The 14,976-nt window shown below is 71.0% G+C and carries 12 protein-coding genes; 8 read left to right on the forward strand and 4 right to left on the reverse strand.

The annotated features are described in order from the left end of the window. Positions 1-34: 34 nt before the first annotated feature. From OG379_RS19305 to pdhA, 3 genes are read right to left on the reverse strand one after another with little or no spacing between them, the layout of a single operon-like run. Complete coding sequence (locus OG379_RS19305; RefSeq protein WP_405664413.1) at positions 35-1,441, reverse strand: dihydrolipoamide acetyltransferase family protein; 1,407 nt, start codon at positions 1,439-1,441, stop codon at positions 35-37. Between the two features lie 10 nt (positions 1,442-1,451). Continuing rightward, positions 1,452-2,432: an alpha-ketoacid dehydrogenase subunit beta gene (locus tag OG379_RS19310; RefSeq protein ID WP_104787309.1), complete on the reverse strand. Its 981-nt coding sequence runs from the start codon at positions 2,430-2,432 to the stop codon at positions 1,452-1,454. Between the two features lie 2 nt (positions 2,433-2,434). After that, entirely contained in the window at positions 2,435-3,595 is a 1,161-nt protein-coding gene (gene pdhA, locus OG379_RS19315; protein WP_405664415.1) for a pyruvate dehydrogenase (acetyl-transferring) E1 component subunit alpha, read from the reverse strand. A gap of 346 nt (positions 3,596-3,941) precedes the next feature. On the opposite strand from pdhA, the gene OG379_RS19320 reads away from it, so the two are divergent. The 3 genes from OG379_RS19320 to OG379_RS19330 all read left to right on the forward strand — a co-directional run bounded on the left by OG379_RS19320 (position 3,942) and on the right by OG379_RS19330 (position 6,296). Then, positions 3,942-4,601, forward strand: coding sequence for a response regulator (locus OG379_RS19320; RefSeq protein ID WP_393756400.1), 660 nt, complete (start codon positions 3,942-3,944; stop codon positions 4,599-4,601). Between the two features lie 113 nt (positions 4,602-4,714). After that, on the forward strand, positions 4,715-5,212 hold the full coding sequence (locus OG379_RS19325; protein ID WP_393756402.1) for a pyridoxamine 5'-phosphate oxidase family protein: 498 nt from the start codon (positions 4,715-4,717) through the stop codon (positions 5,210-5,212). 25 nt (positions 5,213-5,237) lie between these two features. Beyond that, entirely contained in the window at positions 5,238-6,296 is a 1,059-nt protein-coding gene (locus OG379_RS19330) for a phosphotransferase (RefSeq protein WP_393756404.1), read from the forward strand. Positions 6,297-6,320: 24 nt separating this feature from the next. Here OG379_RS19330 and OG379_RS19335 read toward each other — a convergent pair whose 3' ends face one another. Beyond that, on the reverse strand, positions 6,321-7,925 hold the full coding sequence (locus tag OG379_RS19335; RefSeq protein ID WP_405664418.1) for a protein kinase domain-containing protein: 1,605 nt from the start codon (positions 7,923-7,925) through the stop codon (positions 6,321-6,323). Between the two features lie 294 nt (positions 7,926-8,219). On the opposite strand from OG379_RS19335, the gene OG379_RS19340 reads away from it, so the two are divergent. From OG379_RS19340 to OG379_RS19360, 5 genes are all read left to right on the forward strand, one after another. Beyond that, complete coding sequence (locus OG379_RS19340; protein ID WP_405664420.1) at positions 8,220-9,851, forward strand: protein kinase domain-containing protein; 1,632 nt, start codon at positions 8,220-8,222, stop codon at positions 9,849-9,851. A gap of 472 nt (positions 9,852-10,323) precedes the next feature. Beyond that, a complete protein-coding gene (locus tag OG379_RS19345; protein WP_405664422.1) occupies positions 10,324-10,503 on the forward strand; it encodes a hypothetical protein in 180 nt (59 codons plus the stop codon). A gap of 71 nt (positions 10,504-10,574) precedes the next feature. Further along, positions 10,575-11,186, forward strand: a complete 612-nt coding sequence (locus OG379_RS19350) for a PadR family transcriptional regulator (RefSeq protein WP_405664424.1) — start codon at positions 10,575-10,577, stop codon at positions 11,184-11,186. Between the two features lie 87 nt (positions 11,187-11,273). Further along, the gene (locus OG379_RS19355) at positions 11,274-12,038 is read left to right on the forward strand and encodes an ABC transporter ATP-binding protein (protein WP_362927476.1); all 765 of its coding nucleotides are present in this window, start codon (positions 11,274-11,276) and stop codon (positions 12,036-12,038) included. Next, positions 12,035-14,899, forward strand: a complete 2,865-nt coding sequence (locus OG379_RS19360; protein WP_405664426.1) for an FtsX-like permease family protein — start codon at positions 12,035-12,037, stop codon at positions 14,897-14,899. The genes OG379_RS19355 and OG379_RS19360 overlap by 4 nt, the downstream gene beginning before the upstream one ends. Positions 14,900-14,976 lie beyond the last annotated feature (77 nt).

Genomic DNA, 14,976 nt, shown 5'->3' on the forward strand with positions numbered 1-14,976 from the left:
CCGCATCGCGCGGCGGGCCCCTCTGCGTGGCTTCCTAGCCCCAGGTGATCAGCCGCTTCGGCTGCTCCAGGATCGCCGCGACGTCCGCGAGCACCTTGGAGCCGAGCTCGCCGTCGACCAGCCGGTGGTCGAAGGAGAGCGCCAGCGTGGTGACCTGGCGGGGCTTCACCTTGCCCTTGTGGACCCACGGCTGGAGCTTGATCGCCCCGACCGCGAGGATCGCGGACTCGCCCGGGTTCAGGATCGGTGTACCCGTGTCGACGCCGAAGACGCCGACGTTGGTGATGGTCACCGTGCCGCCCGCCATGGCCGCGGGGGACGTCCTGCCCTCACGTGCCGTGGAGACGAGCTCGCCCAGTGCCTCGCCCAGCTGGGGCAGGGTCTTGTCGTGCGCGTCCTTGATGTTCGGCACGATCAGACCGCGCGGGGTGGCGGCGGCGATGCCCAGGTTGACGTAGTGCTTCTGCACGATCTCCTGGTTGGCCTCGTCCCAGGCGGCGTTGACGCCGGGGTTGCGCTTGATCGCGACCAGGAGCGCCTTGGCGATGATCAGGAGCGGATTGACCCGGACCCCCGCCATCTCCTTGTCCTCCTTGAGCTCCGCCACGAGCTTCATCGTGCGCGTCACGTCGACGGTCACGAACTCGGTGACGTGCGGCGCGGTGAAGGCGCTGCCGACCATGGCCTGCGCGATGGCCTTGCGCACGCCCTTGACGGGGATGCGGGTCTCGCGGCCCGCCCGGTCCACCGGTACCTCCACGGGCGCGGGGGCCGGGACGGCCTCCTCGGCCCGTACGGCGGCCTCGGCGGGGGCCGGGGCGACAGCCGCGTGGACGTCCTCGCGGGTGATCACGCCACCCTCCCCGGTCGGGGTGACCGTGGCGAGGTCGATGCCCAGGTCCTTCGCCAGCTTGCGCACCGGTGGCTTGGCGAGGGGACGACTCTCCACGGCCTTCGCGCCGTGGCCGTTGATCTCGGCCTGGATCGCGGCGGCGGCCGGCCCCGGGATCTCGGCCCCCTTGCGGGCCCGGCGCTTGGTGGAGCTCTCCGCCACGCCGTAGCCGACGAGCACCGGCTGACGGCCCTTGGGCGCCTCCGCCTCCGGTTCGGCTTCCGGAACGGGCTGCTGAACGGTTTCCGCCGCGGTGTCCACGGCGGGGGCGTCACCGCTGCCCGGTGCCACGTCCACCGCGATGATCACCTCGCCGACGTCGACGGTCGAGCCCTCGGGGAAGCGCAGCTCGTGCACCACCCCGTCGAACGGGATCGGCAGCTCGACGGCGGCCTTGGCGGTCTCGACCTCGCAGACCACCTGGCCGTCCGTGACGGTGTCGCCGGGCTGGACGAACCACTTGAGGATTTCCGCCTCGGTCAGTCCCTCGCCCACGTCGGGCATCTTGAACTCACGGAAACGAGCAGACGTTTCGGTCATCGTCGTCACGACCCTCTCCTCAGTACGCCAGCGAGCGGTCGACGGCGTCGAGCACCCTGTCGAGCCCGGGCAGGTACTCGTCCTCGAGCCGGGCCGGCGGGTAGGGGGCGTGGTAGCCGCCGACCCGCAGCACCGGTGCTTCGAGGTGGTAGAAGCAGCGCTCGGTGATCCGGGCCGCGATCTCGGCCCCGGAGCCGTAGAAGACCGGCGCCTCGTGGACCACCACGAGCCGGCGGGTCTTCTCGACCGAGGTCTGTACGGCGTCGAAGTCGATCGGGGACATCGACCGCAGGTCCAGGACCTCGATCGACTTGCCCTCCTCCTGCGCCGCGGCGGCCGCCTCCAGGCAGACCTTCACCATCGGGCCGTACGCGACGAGCGTGAGGTCGGAGCCCTCACGGGCCACGGCGGCCTTGTGGAGCGGGCCGGGGATGGACTCGGTGTCGAGCTCCCCCTTGTCCCAGTAGCGCCGCTTGGGCTCGAAGAAGATGATCGGGTCGTCGCTCTGGACCGCCTGCTGCATCATCCAGTAGGCGTCGCTCGCGTTGGACGGCGAGACGACCTTCAGCCCGGCCACGTGGGCGAACAGCGCCTCGGGCGACTCGCTGTGGTGCTCCACGGCACCGATGCCGCCGCCGTACGGGATGCGGATGACGACCGGCATCTTGATCTTGCCGAGGGCCCGGGCGTGCATCTTCGCGAGCTGCGTGACGATCTGGTCGTACGCGGGGAAGACGAAGCCGTCGAACTGGATCTCGACGATCGGGCGGTATCCGCGCAGCGCCAGGCCGATCGCCGTACCGACGATGCCGGACTCCGCGAGCGGGGTGTCGATGACCCGGTCCTCGCCGAAGTCCTTCTGGAGGCCGTCCGTGATGCGGAAGACCCCGCCGAGCTTGCCGACGTCCTCACCCATGATGAGGACCTTGGGGTCGGTCTCGAGAGCCTTGCGCAGGGACTCGTTGAGCGCCTTCGCGATGGACATCTTCTCAGCGGCCATGGCTAGTTGCCCTCCTCGGCGAACGATGCCTGGTAGGCGGCGAACTGGGCCCGCTCCTCGTCGACGAGCGGGTTGCCGTCGGCGTAGGCGTGGTCGAAGATCGCCAGCCGGTCCGGGTCGGGCATGGCCCGCACCGCTTCGCGGACCCGCTTGCCGAGGGTCTCGCTCTCCTCCTCCAGCGCGGTGAAGTACGCCGCGTCGGCGAGGTCCTGCTTCTCCAGGTACGTACGCAGCCGGAGGATCGGGTCCTTGGCCTCCCAGGCCGCCCGCTCCTCGTCCGCCCGGTACTTCGTCGGGTCGTCGGAGGTGGTGTGGGCACCCATCCGGTAGGTGAACGCCTCGACGAGGGTGGGTCCCTCGCCGCGCCGGGCCCGCTCCAGCGCCGACCTGGTGACGGCGAGGCACGCGAGTACGTCGTTGCCGTCGACCCGCACCCCCGGGAAGCCGAAGCCCTGCGCGCGCTGGTAGAGCGGCACGCGCGTCTGCTTCTCGGTCGGCTCGGAGATCGCCCACTGGTTGTTCTGGCAGAAGAACACGACTGGGGCGTTGTAGACGGCGGAGAAGGTGAAGGCCTCCGCGACATCGCCCTGGCTGGAGGCGCCGTCGCCGAAGTACGCGATCACGGCCGAGTCCGCGCCGTCCTTGGCGACGCCCATGGCGTAGCCGGTGGCGTGCAGGGTCTGCGAGCCGATGACGATCGTGTACAGGTGGAAGTTGTTGGTGCTCGGGTCCCAGCCGCCGTGGTTCACACCGCGGAACATCCCGAGCAGATTGGTCGGGTCGACGCCCCGGCACCAGGCGACGCCGTGCTCCCGGTAGGTCGGGAAGACGTAGTCGTCGTCGCGCAGCGCCCGGCCGGAGCCGATCTGCGCGGCCTCCTGGCCCAGCAGCGAGGCCCACAGGCCCAGCTCGCCCTGGCGCTGGAGCGCGGTGGCCTCGGCGTCGAAGCGGCGGGTCAGGACCATGTCACGGTAGAGACCACGGAGCTCGTCCGCGCTCAGGTCGATCTCGAAATCCGGGTGCTCGACGCGCTCGCCCTCGGGCGTCAGCAGCTGTACCAGCTGAGGGCCGGAACCCTCCGGCGTCTTCGCGGGCGTCTTCGCGGCGCTGGTCCGCTTGCTGCTGCGTCGCGGTTTGCGCGCGGCAGTGCTCTCCACGGTCACGTGCGTGCTCCTCCGTCGGTCCGGCCCCCGGGATGGCCGGGAACCAGTGCGGCTCGCCTGTATCCGGACCCGTGCACGGGGTGGGTGCCACTCGGCCGGGAACAGGCGTGACAGGTGCCCCGGCGAGCGTCCTGTCATAAGCACGTTACCCAGTGCATCGCATAACTGCGAAACACCTTGTGACCTGCGATTTTGCTTGGATTTCCAAGTAAATCCAGAAAATCGCCAAGTCCCGCTGGTCACAGCACTGGTAACAGCCTTGCAGGCGGCCGGAACAACGGCACGTTATCCCGGCCTGCAGTCACAGGGAAGGGCGGACGACCAAGGAGTGTGTGAGACTGCGAATGTGCGCGAAGAAGGAAAAATCACTGTATTCCTGCTCGATGATCACGAAGTCGTCCGGCGCGGAGTTCACGAGCTGCTGTCCTCCGAGGAGGACATCGAGGTCGTCGGCGAGGCGGGCACGGCCGCGGACGCGCTCGCACGGATCCCGGCGACCCGCCCCGACGTCGCCGTCCTGGACGTCCGGCTGCCGGACGGCAGCGGGGTGGAGGTCTGCCGCGAGGTCCGCTCGCGGGACGAGAACATCAAGTGCCTCATGCTCACCTCGTACGCCGATGACGAGGCCCTCTTCGACGCGATCATGGCGGGCGCCTCGGGATACGTACTGAAGGCCATCCGCGGCAACGAGCTGCTCAGCGCCGTGCGTGACGTGGCGGCCGGCAAGTCCCTGCTGGACCCGGCGGCCACCGCCCGCGTGCTGGAGCGGCTGCGCGAGGGCAAGGACGGCAAGGGCGACGACCGTCTCGCCGGGCTGACCGAGCAGGAGCGCAAGATCCTCGACCTGATCGGCGAAGGGCTGACGAACCGGGTGATCGGCGAGCGGCTGCACCTCGCCGAGAAGACCATCAAGAACTACGTCTCCAGCCTGCTCTCCAAGCTGGGCATGGAGCGGCGTTCACAGGCGGCGGCGTACGTGGCGAGGCTTCAGGCCGAGAAGCGCTGAAGGGGCGGGGCAGGGACTTTGGTCCCTGGCCGCCGGGGGCGGGACTTTGGTCCCCGGCCGTCGGGGGCGGCGGACCCTTACCCGGCTCCTACCTGTCGCGGAGAGTGGGGGGCATGCTTTCTTCCCGCCCCTCCGACACCGGCACCGCGGCAGGTTCCGGCGCCTTCGGCCCTTCCGGCCCGTCGGCCTCCACCGTCTCCTCCGTGGCGGACAAGCGCCGGGCCATCGAGCTGCTCGGCAGCGTCCGCTACGGGCGGCTGGCCATGAGCATGCGGGCCCTGCCCTTCCTGGCGGTGGCCCGGCACCTGGTGGTCGAGGGCGGTGTCGTCCTGCGGATGCACAGGGGACTCGGCTTCCACGAGTCCTGCGACGGAAGCGTCATCGCCTACGGGGCGGACAACTTCAACTCCCCCGCGTCCGGTGGCGCGGAGGACCTCTGGTCGGTGCAGTTCACCGGCCCCGCCGAGATCGTCGAACCCGCCTCCGACCAGCGCGAACGCTTCGGGGCCGGCCCGGCCGAGGTGAACGGCGAGCACTTCGATCCGGTGTACCTGAGGCTCGATCCACACCTCTCCCACATGCACACTCTGACCTTCGGCGCAAGTCCGTAGAACCGGCCACTCAGCGTCACCTAACATGTGGCGAGTGCTGCGCTCATCTGTGACCCTCCCGCCTGTCCCTCCGGTCGTCGAGGTCCTGCGCCGCTACCCGGACGCCGGTGAGCCCCTCGCCTGCGAACCCCTCAACAAGGGCCTGCTCAACCACGGTTACCGCGTGTCCACCACCCGCGGCTCGTACTTCCTCAAGCACCATCTCGACAAGCACCACCTCGACGACGCCAGCGGCGACCACGCCACGATCGTCCGGCAGCACCGGGCGACCCAGCAGCTGCACTCCCTCGGTGTGCCGGTGGCCCCGCCGCTCTCGGACACGGAGGGTGACACGGTCACGGTGATCGACGGGCAGCGCTACGCCCTGCACCGGTGGGTGGACGGACTCCACCGGGACGGCGCCCAGCTGACGACCGCCCAGTCGCGCCGGCTCGGGGCGCTCCTCGGAGCCGTGCACATGGGTCTGGAGCAGGTCATGGAGGCGGACCCTCCGCCGCCTCCGGTGCGGGGCCAGAGCCCTGATCCCGCCGACACGTTCACGCTGATCGACGAGCTGCTGACGGCCGCGCGGCACATGGGCCCCCGGGATGCCTTCGACGAGCTTGCCGTGCACCGTCTCGTCGAGCGCCGCGCGCTGCTGGAGCAGCACGCGCACCGCCGCCCGCCCACGCCCGAGGGCTCGGCCAGGGGATGGGTGCACGGCGACTTCCACCCGCTGAACCTCCTCTACCGGGGCGCCGACCCCGTCGCCATCGTGGACTGGGACCGGCTCGGAGTGCAGCCGCGCGCCGAGGAGGCCGTACGGGCGGCGGCGATCTTCTTCGTACGGCCCGACGGCGAGCTGGCGCTGGAGAAGGTCCGGGCGTACGCCCGCGCCTACCGGCGATCGGCGGGCGCCGGGGCGGCCGAGCTGGCGGCCGCGGTGCACCGGGTGTGGTGGGAGCGCCTCAACGACTTCTGGATACTGCGCTGGCGCTACCGCCTGCACGACCGCAGGGCCGACCCGCAGTTCCCTGCGGTGTCGGCCCTGGCGGTGTGGTGGACGCGTGAGTACGAGGCGGTCGGCGAGGCCTTCACGGGGTGAGGGCCCCTCGTCACCGCCTCATGGTCACCCGGTGGTGCCCGCCGCTCCCGCGGCGGCGCCCTCCGCGGCGCCGGCCGCGGTGCCTGTCGTGGATCCCTCGGTCGTCGTTCCGGCGTCATCACCGGTGCCGCCGTCCTCGGTGCCACCGTCGGCGGTGCCGCCGTCGTCACCGGTCCCACCGTCCGTCGTGGTGCTGCTGCCGTCGCTCGTACCCGGGTCGGGGGACGTGGGTGTCTCCGACGGCTTCTCCGTCGGCTCGGTCGGGTCGTTCGACGGGGTCAAGGTCGGCTCGTCGGTCTCCCAGTTCTGGCCGCCCGTGGAGCCGTTCGGCTCCTCGGTCTCCTCCGTCTCCTCGTCCGTCGGCTCCGCCGAGGACGGGGTCGGTGACGGGGAGGACGACGTGGAGGGCGCGACCGGGGCCTTCTTGTTGCCGCCGTCGTCGTTGGCCGCCTTGAGGGCGAACGCGACGCCCGCACCGATCGCGATCAGCGCGAGCACGACGAACAGCCACATCTTGCCGCGACCGCCGCCCCCCTCGCGATGACTGCCGCCCGCGTACGCCCCGTCGTCGGGGTTCATGGGCGGCAGGATCGGGCCCTGCGAGGTGTCCCCGTGCATGGGGTGCCCCATGGCCGCCGTGCTGCCGCCGACGTTCATCGCGGCCGTGTGGCCGCTGTCGTGCACGTTGACCGGGCCGGTGTTCCACGTGCCCGTGTGCCCGCCCTGGACCTGCAGCATCTGCAGGCTGTACTGGACGAGGCCGCGCATCTCCTCGGCGCTCTGGAACCGGTCGTCCGGGTCCTTCGCGAGGGAGCGCATGACGAGGCCGTCCAGCTCCGGCGGGACGGCCCCGGCGGCATGGGAGGGCGGGACCGGGGTGTCCTGGACGTGCTGGTAGACGACGGAGAGCGGGGTCTCGCCCGTGAACGGGGGCCGCAGGGCGAGCAGTTCGTAGAGCAGGCAGCCCGTGGCGTACAGGTCGGAACGGTGGTCGACGGCCTTGCCGAGCGCCTGCTCGGGGGAGAGGTACTGGGGCGTGCCCATGACCATGCCGGTCTGGGTCATCGTCGACTGTGCGCCGTGCAGCGCGCGGGCGATGCCGAAGTCCATCACCTTGACCGCGCCGGAGTGCGTGATGATCACGTTCGCCGGCTTGATGTCGCGGTGCACGATGCCGTGCTGGTGGGAGTAGGCCAGCGCCTCCAGGACGCCCGAGACGATGATCAGCGCCTGCTCGGGCGGCGGGGCCTCGGCCTCGAGCAGCAGATCGCGGATGGTGTTGCCCTCGACGAGCTCCATCACGATGTACGGCACGGTCGAGCCGCCCACGATGTCCTCGCCGGAGTCGTACACGGCGACGATCGCGTGGTGGTTGAGGCCGGCGACCGACTGCGCCTCACGCGTGAAGCGGGCCTTGGAGACCGGGTCCTCGGCGAGGTCGGAACGGAGCAGCTTCACCGCCACCGTACGCCCCAGACGGACGTCCTCCGCGGCGTAGACCTCGGCCATGCCGCCGCGGCCGAGCCGGTGGGTCATGCGGTAACGGCCGTCTCCGACCACACCGCCGACACCCCAGGAGTCGGTGCCATCCGAAACTCCGCCGCCGTTTGCTTCGGATCCGGGTGCCATCAGTCCTCGCCGTCGTATCTGTCCGCGCGTCCGCGGGTTCTCACGGTGCCTTGCTGCATTGCCACGTCACGCTACAGCCTCTGTCCGACACACCGGTTTTCAGAGTGACCGGTCATCCAATCGGCTCGCGTGCCTTACGCGCAAATTCCATGCTCTTCCTGTAACGCTTCCGAGACGCTTCTTGTGCGTAGGGTCACGGAACGGGCACCCGGCTTGACGTGTCGTACCCCTCGGGCAGACTTGGCCCGTAATAGGGATGATCGCGTCCGTCGGGCGCCGAGGGGGATGCAAGTCATGAGCCACGACGGGGCACACGGCGCACAGGGACGCTACGCGGGCGGTTCCGTGGCCGGCGGCCGCTACCAGCTGCGCGACCTGCTCGGCGAGGGCGGCATGGCGTCCGTCTATCTCGCGTACGACTCGGCCCTCGACCGCCAGGTCGCCATCAAGACGCTGCACACGGAGCTGGGGCGCGAGCAGTCCTTCCGTGAGCGTTTCCGGCGCGAGGCGCAGGCCGTCGCCAAGCTGCAGCACACCAACATCGTCTCGGTGTTCGACACGGGCGAGGACGAGCTCGGCGGCGCGCTGATGCCGTACATCGTCATGGAGTACGTCGAGGGGCAGCCGCTCGGCTCCGTGCTCCAGTCGGACATCCAGCAGTACGGCGCGATGCCGGCCGACAAGGCGCTCAAGGTGACGGCCGATGTGCTCGCCGCCCTGGAGACCAGCCACGAGATGGGCCTGGTCCACCGCGACATCAAGCCCGGCAACGTGATGATGACCAAGCGCGGCGTCGTCAAGGTCATGGACTTCGGCATCGCCCGCGCCATGCAGTCCGGCGTCACCTCGATGACCCAGACCGGCATGGTCGTCGGCACCCCGCAGTACCTCTCCCCCGAACAGGCGCTCGGCCGCGGCGTCGACGCGCGCTCCGACCTGTACTCGGTCGGCATCATGCTCTTCCAGCTGCTCACGGGACGCATCCCGTTCGACGCGGACTCCCCGCTCGCCATCGCGTACGCGCATGTGCAGGAGGAGCCGGTCGCCCCGTCGAGCATCAACCGGTCGATCACGCCCGCGATGGACGCCCTCGTCGCCCGCGCGCTGAAAAAGAACCCGAACGAGCGCTTCCCGAGCGCCGCGGCCATGCAGGACGAGATCGCACGCGTCCTCAACGCGAGCGGTCCCGCGGGCGCCCCGGTGATCATCGGCGGCGGCTCCCCGGCGAACAGCGGCTCGGGCGTCGGATCGGCGGTCTTCCCGCCCGTCGACCAGGCCACCCCGGCACCGCACAGCGTGCAGACGCCGTACCAGCCGCACCCCCACCAGCCGGGCCCCTACGGCGTACCGACGCCGGCGCCCACGCCGGGCTACGGCTACCCGCAGGCGGCCCAGCCTTACGGCACTCCGGCGCACCTGGGGCACCAGACCCCGCCGCCGTACACGATGTCCCCGCAGACCCCGACGGGCACGGGCGGCAGCGGCGGGTCCAGGCGCAACATGCCGGTCGTCGTCGGGTCGATCGTGGTCGCCCTGGTCGCGATCGGCGGCCTGATCGCCTTCCTCAACATGAACGGCGACTCGGAGAACGGCAAGGGCGGCGATCCGAGCTCCAGCGAGTCCACCGTGGCCGGCGAGCACAAGCCGCCGGAGCGGAACCGGACGATGGACGAGGAGGACTGCACCGACGCCACGGAGGACACGGACGATCCGGCGAAGGTCCAGGCCCCGAACTTCGTCTACAAGGACATCCTCTCCGCGAAGGCGTGCGCCATGGCCGCAGGCTGGACGATCAAGGAGATCAAGGTGGAGGGCAACACCTACGCCGAGGACCAGGTCATCGACCAGTTCCCGAGCGCGGGCGCGGCCGTCGCCGAGCGGGACGCCCACTTCGAGCTGCGCATCGCGACGGGCGACCCGGCCTGACCGGCCGGCCGCCTCCCTCCGCCCGCTGCCAGGCCTTCCCGCGCTGACCCGGCGCGGTTGAGGTGCGGCGTCCGGACGCACCCGGGATGCCGGACATATCGGTGCGTGTGACGCTGATCCCATGCCTCCAGGACTCCCGGCTTCACGGTCGTCACGGTGCGTCGCCTGCCTGGTGATGGCGGTCGGGGTGACACTCGGGCCCTCTGCCCCGGCATACGGGGACGACGGGGCCGCCGCGTCCGTTCGCCCGGCTCGGTCGGCACACCCGGGACATCCGGCTCCGGTTCCGGCGAGGCCCCCGGACTCCTCTTCCCCCACCGCGAGTCCCTCCGCCTCCACCGCCGAGTCTCCTCTGGCGGGGCGGCAGGCCGGGGAGGGACGGGCGCGGCCGGGGAGGTCCCTCTCCCCCCTGGAGGACGCGGAGTCCGAGGCCGCGGCGGACGAGATGCCGCCGGATCCGGATCCCGTGAAGGTGCCGGCTTTCACACCGCCGCCCGGGGCCTTCCCGGAGCCCGGTGAGACAGCGCGGCAGCGGCAGGCGCTGGACGAGCCCGCCCTGAAGCAGGTGCGGGACGTGTCGCTGGGCAGCGGCATCGCCCTGGTCGGGCTGGGCCTGGCGTTTCTGGCCCTCCGCATGCGCCGCCCGAACTGACCCTTCCGAACGGCCGGAGCCTTGTCCAGGGATGCTTGCGCCGAGCAACATACTGGGTATACATACTCAGTATGTCGATCCGTCACGGGCTGCTGGCCCTCCTGGAGCGGGGGCCTCGTTACGGCTCCCAGCTCCGCACCGAATTCGAGTCCCGCACCGGTTCCACCTGGCCGCTGAACGTCGGGCAGGTCTACACGACGCTCAGCCGTCTGGAGCGCGACGGCATGGTCGCCCAGGACGGTGAGGACGACGCGGGCCACGCGCTGTACTCGATCACCGAGGACGGGCGGACCGAGCTGAGGAGCTGGTTCGAGACCCCCGTCGACCGCAGCAGTCCTCCCCGCGACGAGCTGGCGATCAAGCTCGCGATGGCGGTCGGGGCGCCCGGCGTCGACATCCGCGCCGTCATCCAGTCCCAGCGGAGCCACACGCTGAAGGCGATGCAGGACTACACCCGGCTGAAGGCCCAGGCACTCGCCGACGTACCCGCCGACCGTGACGAGGTCGCCTGGCTGCTCGTCGTGGAGCAGCTGATCTTCCAGGCCGAGGCGGAGGCGCGCTGGCTCGACCACTGCGAGTCCCGTCTCGTACGCCTCGCCGAGGCCGCCGCGACCGAACCCGCCGCGTCCACGAATCGTGGGGCCACACGGCCCGCCGCCTCGCGCCCGTCCGCCCGCCGCTGACCGCCTGCGGAGGCAGCCACTCCGGCCCGCGCCACTCCGGCCCGCGGCCCCTTTCCGTACACCGTTCTCAGGGGGGAACAGCCCACCATGTCCTCGTCCGTCCCCACCCCGTCCACCGGTCTCTCCGTGGACGCTCCCGTCCTCGAGCTGAGGGCCCTGACCCGTACGCACGGCTCCGGCATCGCCGAGGTGCACGCCCTGCGCGGTATCAACCTGTCCGTCCACACCGGTGAACTCGTCGCCGTGATGGGACCCTCCGGCTCCGGCAAGTCCACACTTCTGACCCTGGCGGGCGGCCTCGACACCGCGACCAGCGGCCAGGTCGTCATCGAGGGCCAGGACATCTCCACGCTCGGCCGCAAGGGCATCGCACGTCTGCGCCGGCGCAGCGTCGGTTACGTCTTCCAGGACTACAACCTGATCCCCGCCCTCACCGCCGCGGAGAACATCGCCCTGCCGCGCGAACTCGACGGCGTCTCCGTACGCAAGGCACGCAAGGAGGCCATGGCCTCGCTGGAGGAGATGCACCTCGCGGAGGTCGCCGACCGCTTCCCGGACGAGATGTCCGGCGGCCAGCAGCAGCGCGTCGCCATCGCCCGCGCCCTCGTGGGTGACCGCCGCCTCGTGCTCGCCGACGAACCGACCGGAGCGCTCGACTCCGAGACCGGTGAGGCCGTGCTCGCCCTGCTCCGCAACCGCTGCGACCAGGGCGCTGCCGGGGTGATGGTGACGCACGAGCCCCGGTACGCGGCCTGGGCGGACCGGGTGGTCTTCCTCCGGGACGGGTCGATCGTGGACCAGACGGTGGCCACCGCCGCCGAATCCCTGCTGGCCGCTGAAGGTGCCGAGTGAGCGTTCTCACCGGGTGGCGCGCCGCCCTCCGGATCGCCCGGCGCGACGCCCTGCGGGCCAAGGGCCGCAGCGCTCTCGTCGTCGCCATGATCGCCCTGCCGGTCCTCGGCGTGACGGCCGCCGACGTGACGTACCGCAGTTCCACGCCCACCGTCGCCGAGAACCTGACGGCCAAGATGGGTTCGGCGGACGCCGTGTTCAGTTCGACGGGCATCGGACCCGTCCCACTGGAGCAGATGCCCGACGCCAGCACATGGGGCACTCCTGACGACGGGCCCGAGATCCCGTCCGAGGACGAGCGCGAGCCCGTCGATGTGCCGGCCACGTTCCCGAAGGGTTCGCGGTACCTCACCGAGCAGTCCGTTCCCGCCGTGGTGACCACGCGGCACGGGGTGGCCAACACCGAGATCGTGGAGCTGCGCACCTCCGATCCGGCGGTCCGGGGCAGGCTCGACCTGGTCGACGGGGCGTACCCGCACGGTGAGGGGGAGGTCGTCGCGACCGAGCACTTCCTGGAGTCCGCAGGGCTCGGTATCGGCTCCCGCACGACACTGCGCGGCCCCGAGCAGACGTACACGATCACCGGCAGCGTCGAGCTGCCCGGGGAGCTCGACAAGAGCGCGCTGTACGCCGATCCGGGGGCGGTACTCGCCCCGTGGAAGGCGGCGGCCGACCGTGACGAGAAGGTCGTCCCTCCCTACCCCGGCGACATGACCTGGCTCGTCCGAGGCCCTGCGGGTGCCGGTGTCTCCTGGCCGGACGTGCTCAAGGCCAACGGGAAGGGCGTCGTGGTGCTGTCCCGCCAGGTCGCTCTCGATCCGCCCCCGGACTCCGAGGTCCCCCTGCTCGCGCACCAGGACGTCTCCTCCTTCGGTGACAGCTCCTCGGAGCTGAGCGCGGCGCTGGTGACCGTCGTCGCCATGGCGGTCCTGGAGATCGTCCTGCTGGCCGGCCCCGCGTTCGCCGTGGGTGCGCGGCGCTCGCGCAGGCAGCTCGGCCTCGTCGGCACCTGTGGCGGCGACCGGGGCCAGGTGCGAGCCGTCGTGCTGTCCGGGGGCCTGGTCCTCGGCGCGGTGGGAGCAGTGGCCGGTGTCGCCGCCGGGATCGGCCTCACAGTCCTGTTCCGTCCGATGATCGAGGGCTGGAGGGGAAGCCGTTTCGGCGAGCTCGACATCCGCCCCTGGGAGCTGCTGGGTATCGCCGTCATCGGCCTCGTCACCGGCATCCTGGCGGCTCTGGCACCGGCGATCGTCGCCGGCCGGCAGTCGGTGCTCGAATCGCTCACCGGGCGCCGCGGAACACGCCGGAGCTCACGCGTCCTCCCCGTCGTGGGCTGCGTGGCGCTGGCGGGCGGCGTGGCGGTCGCCGTGTACGGCGGCACGACCGGCGACACCCGGTTCGTCGCCGGTGGCTCCGTGGTCGCCGAACTCGGGGTGCTCGCCTGCATCCCGGTGATCGTCGGCTTCCTCGGGCGGCTCGGCGCCCGTCTGCCGCTCTCCCCGCGCATGGCACTGCGCGACGCGGCACGTAACCGAGGGCGTACGGCGCCGGCGGTCGCCGCCGTCATGGCGGCCGTGGCGGGCACCGTCGCCATCGCCACGTACACCACCAGCGTCATGGCGGAACACGACTACGACCGCATTCGCTCCCTCACCCCGGGCACGGTTGCGCTCGTGGCCTCCGAAGCGACCGCCGTCGACCAGCTTCCCCTTGCCAGGACCGCCGCGGAACAGAATCTGGCGGTCAGCGGCGGCCGCGCCGACATCGGGCGGGTCTGGGCCGGATCCGACTGCACGGTCTACTACGAGGAGGAGAACAGCTGCGGGACGCTCGAACTGGTCAAGCCCACCGGCAAGGGCCACAGCTGCCCGCTCCAGGGGGCGGGTGCCAAGAAGCTCGCCGAGAGTCTCTCCGCCGACGAGCACAAGAAGCTGATGAGCTCGCCCGCCTGCGTCGACGAGTACATCACCGCGCAGGCACTCTCCACGGGCGACAGCAACATCGCCGTGGGGGACGCCTCGCTGCTCAGGTCGTACGTGAAACTCGACGACCCGGCGGCGGCCGAAGCCCTGGCGGCCGGGACTCCCGTACTGCTCAACCCGGCGTACGCGCAGGACGGCCAGGTCACGCTCAAGGCCGTACACACGTACAACGAGCGCGACAAGGAGAACCGCAAGCTCCATCCGGGAAAGGCCAGGACCACCACGGACCGGCTGAAGGTGTACGTCGCTCCCGCGAAGTACGCCGCCACCCCCGGGGTCCGGATGATCCTGCCTCAGCAGACCGCGGACCGGCTCGGGCTGCACACCGCGGCCTACGGGAGCGTCTACACCGTCACGCACACGCCGACGGACGCCGAGCAACAGGCGGTGGCGGCAGCGTTCACCCAGGCCGGGAACGGGGTCTACCTGCAGAGCGAGACACAGACGGAGACGCGCGACGAGGATGTGGTCCTGCTGATCCTCGCGCTGTTCGCGGGCGTCGTCACCCTGGGCGCGGCCGCCATCACCACCGGTCTCGCCAAGGCCGACGCGGAGGCCGACCTCACCACTCTCAGCGCGGTGGGGGCACCGCCCGGCGTGCGGCGGTCACTCTCCGGATTCCAGTGCGTGGTCGTCGCGCTCACGGGCGTGCTGCTCGGCACGGCCGCGGGCGTCGTGCCGGCGGTGGCGCTGCGTCTGGTCGACCTGCGGGAGGCGATGGAGATGATGCGTGCCCAGCCCATGGACTCCGCGTACACACCCATCGTGATGCCGTGGGAGACCATCGGGCTGCTGGCCCTGGTCGTGCCGGTGCTGGCAGGGCTGCTGGCCGCCGCGTTCGCCGGATCACGGCTGGCCCTGGCACGGCGCGCGGGGTGAGCGTCCTCGTGACGTGAGCGGCTGTTCCGGTGCCCCCGGAAAGGGTGGATCTTGTCTTTCCGGGGGCACCACCGTGT

The organism is Streptomyces sp. NBC_01166 (genome assembly GCF_045039765.1).
Classification (GTDB): Bacteria; Actinomycetota; Actinomycetes; order Streptomycetales; family Streptomycetaceae; genus Streptomyces.

Coding starts and splice junctions, on each gene's coding strand:
- OG379_RS19355 (WP_362927476.1), top strand. CDS start 11,274: ATGTCCTCGTCCGTCCCCACCCCGTCCACCGGTCTCTCCGTGGACGCT.
- OG379_RS19350 (WP_405664424.1), top strand. CDS start 10,575: ATGTCGATCCGTCACGGGCTGCTGGCCCTCCTGGAGCGGGGGCCTCGT.
- OG379_RS19330 (WP_393756404.1), top strand. CDS start 5,238: ATGTGGCGAGTGCTGCGCTCATCTGTGACCCTCCCGCCTGTCCCTCCG.
- OG379_RS19340 (WP_405664420.1), top strand. CDS start 8,220: ATGAGCCACGACGGGGCACACGGCGCACAGGGACGCTACGCGGGCGGT.
- OG379_RS19335 (WP_405664418.1), bottom strand. CDS start 7,925: ATGGCACCCGGATCCGAAGCAAACGGCGGCGGAGTTTCGGATGGCACC.
- OG379_RS19325 (WP_393756402.1), top strand. CDS start 4,715: ATGCTTTCTTCCCGCCCCTCCGACACCGGCACCGCGGCAGGTTCCGGC.
- OG379_RS19310 (WP_104787309.1), bottom strand. CDS start 2,432: ATGGCCGCTGAGAAGATGTCCATCGCGAAGGCGCTCAACGAGTCCCTG.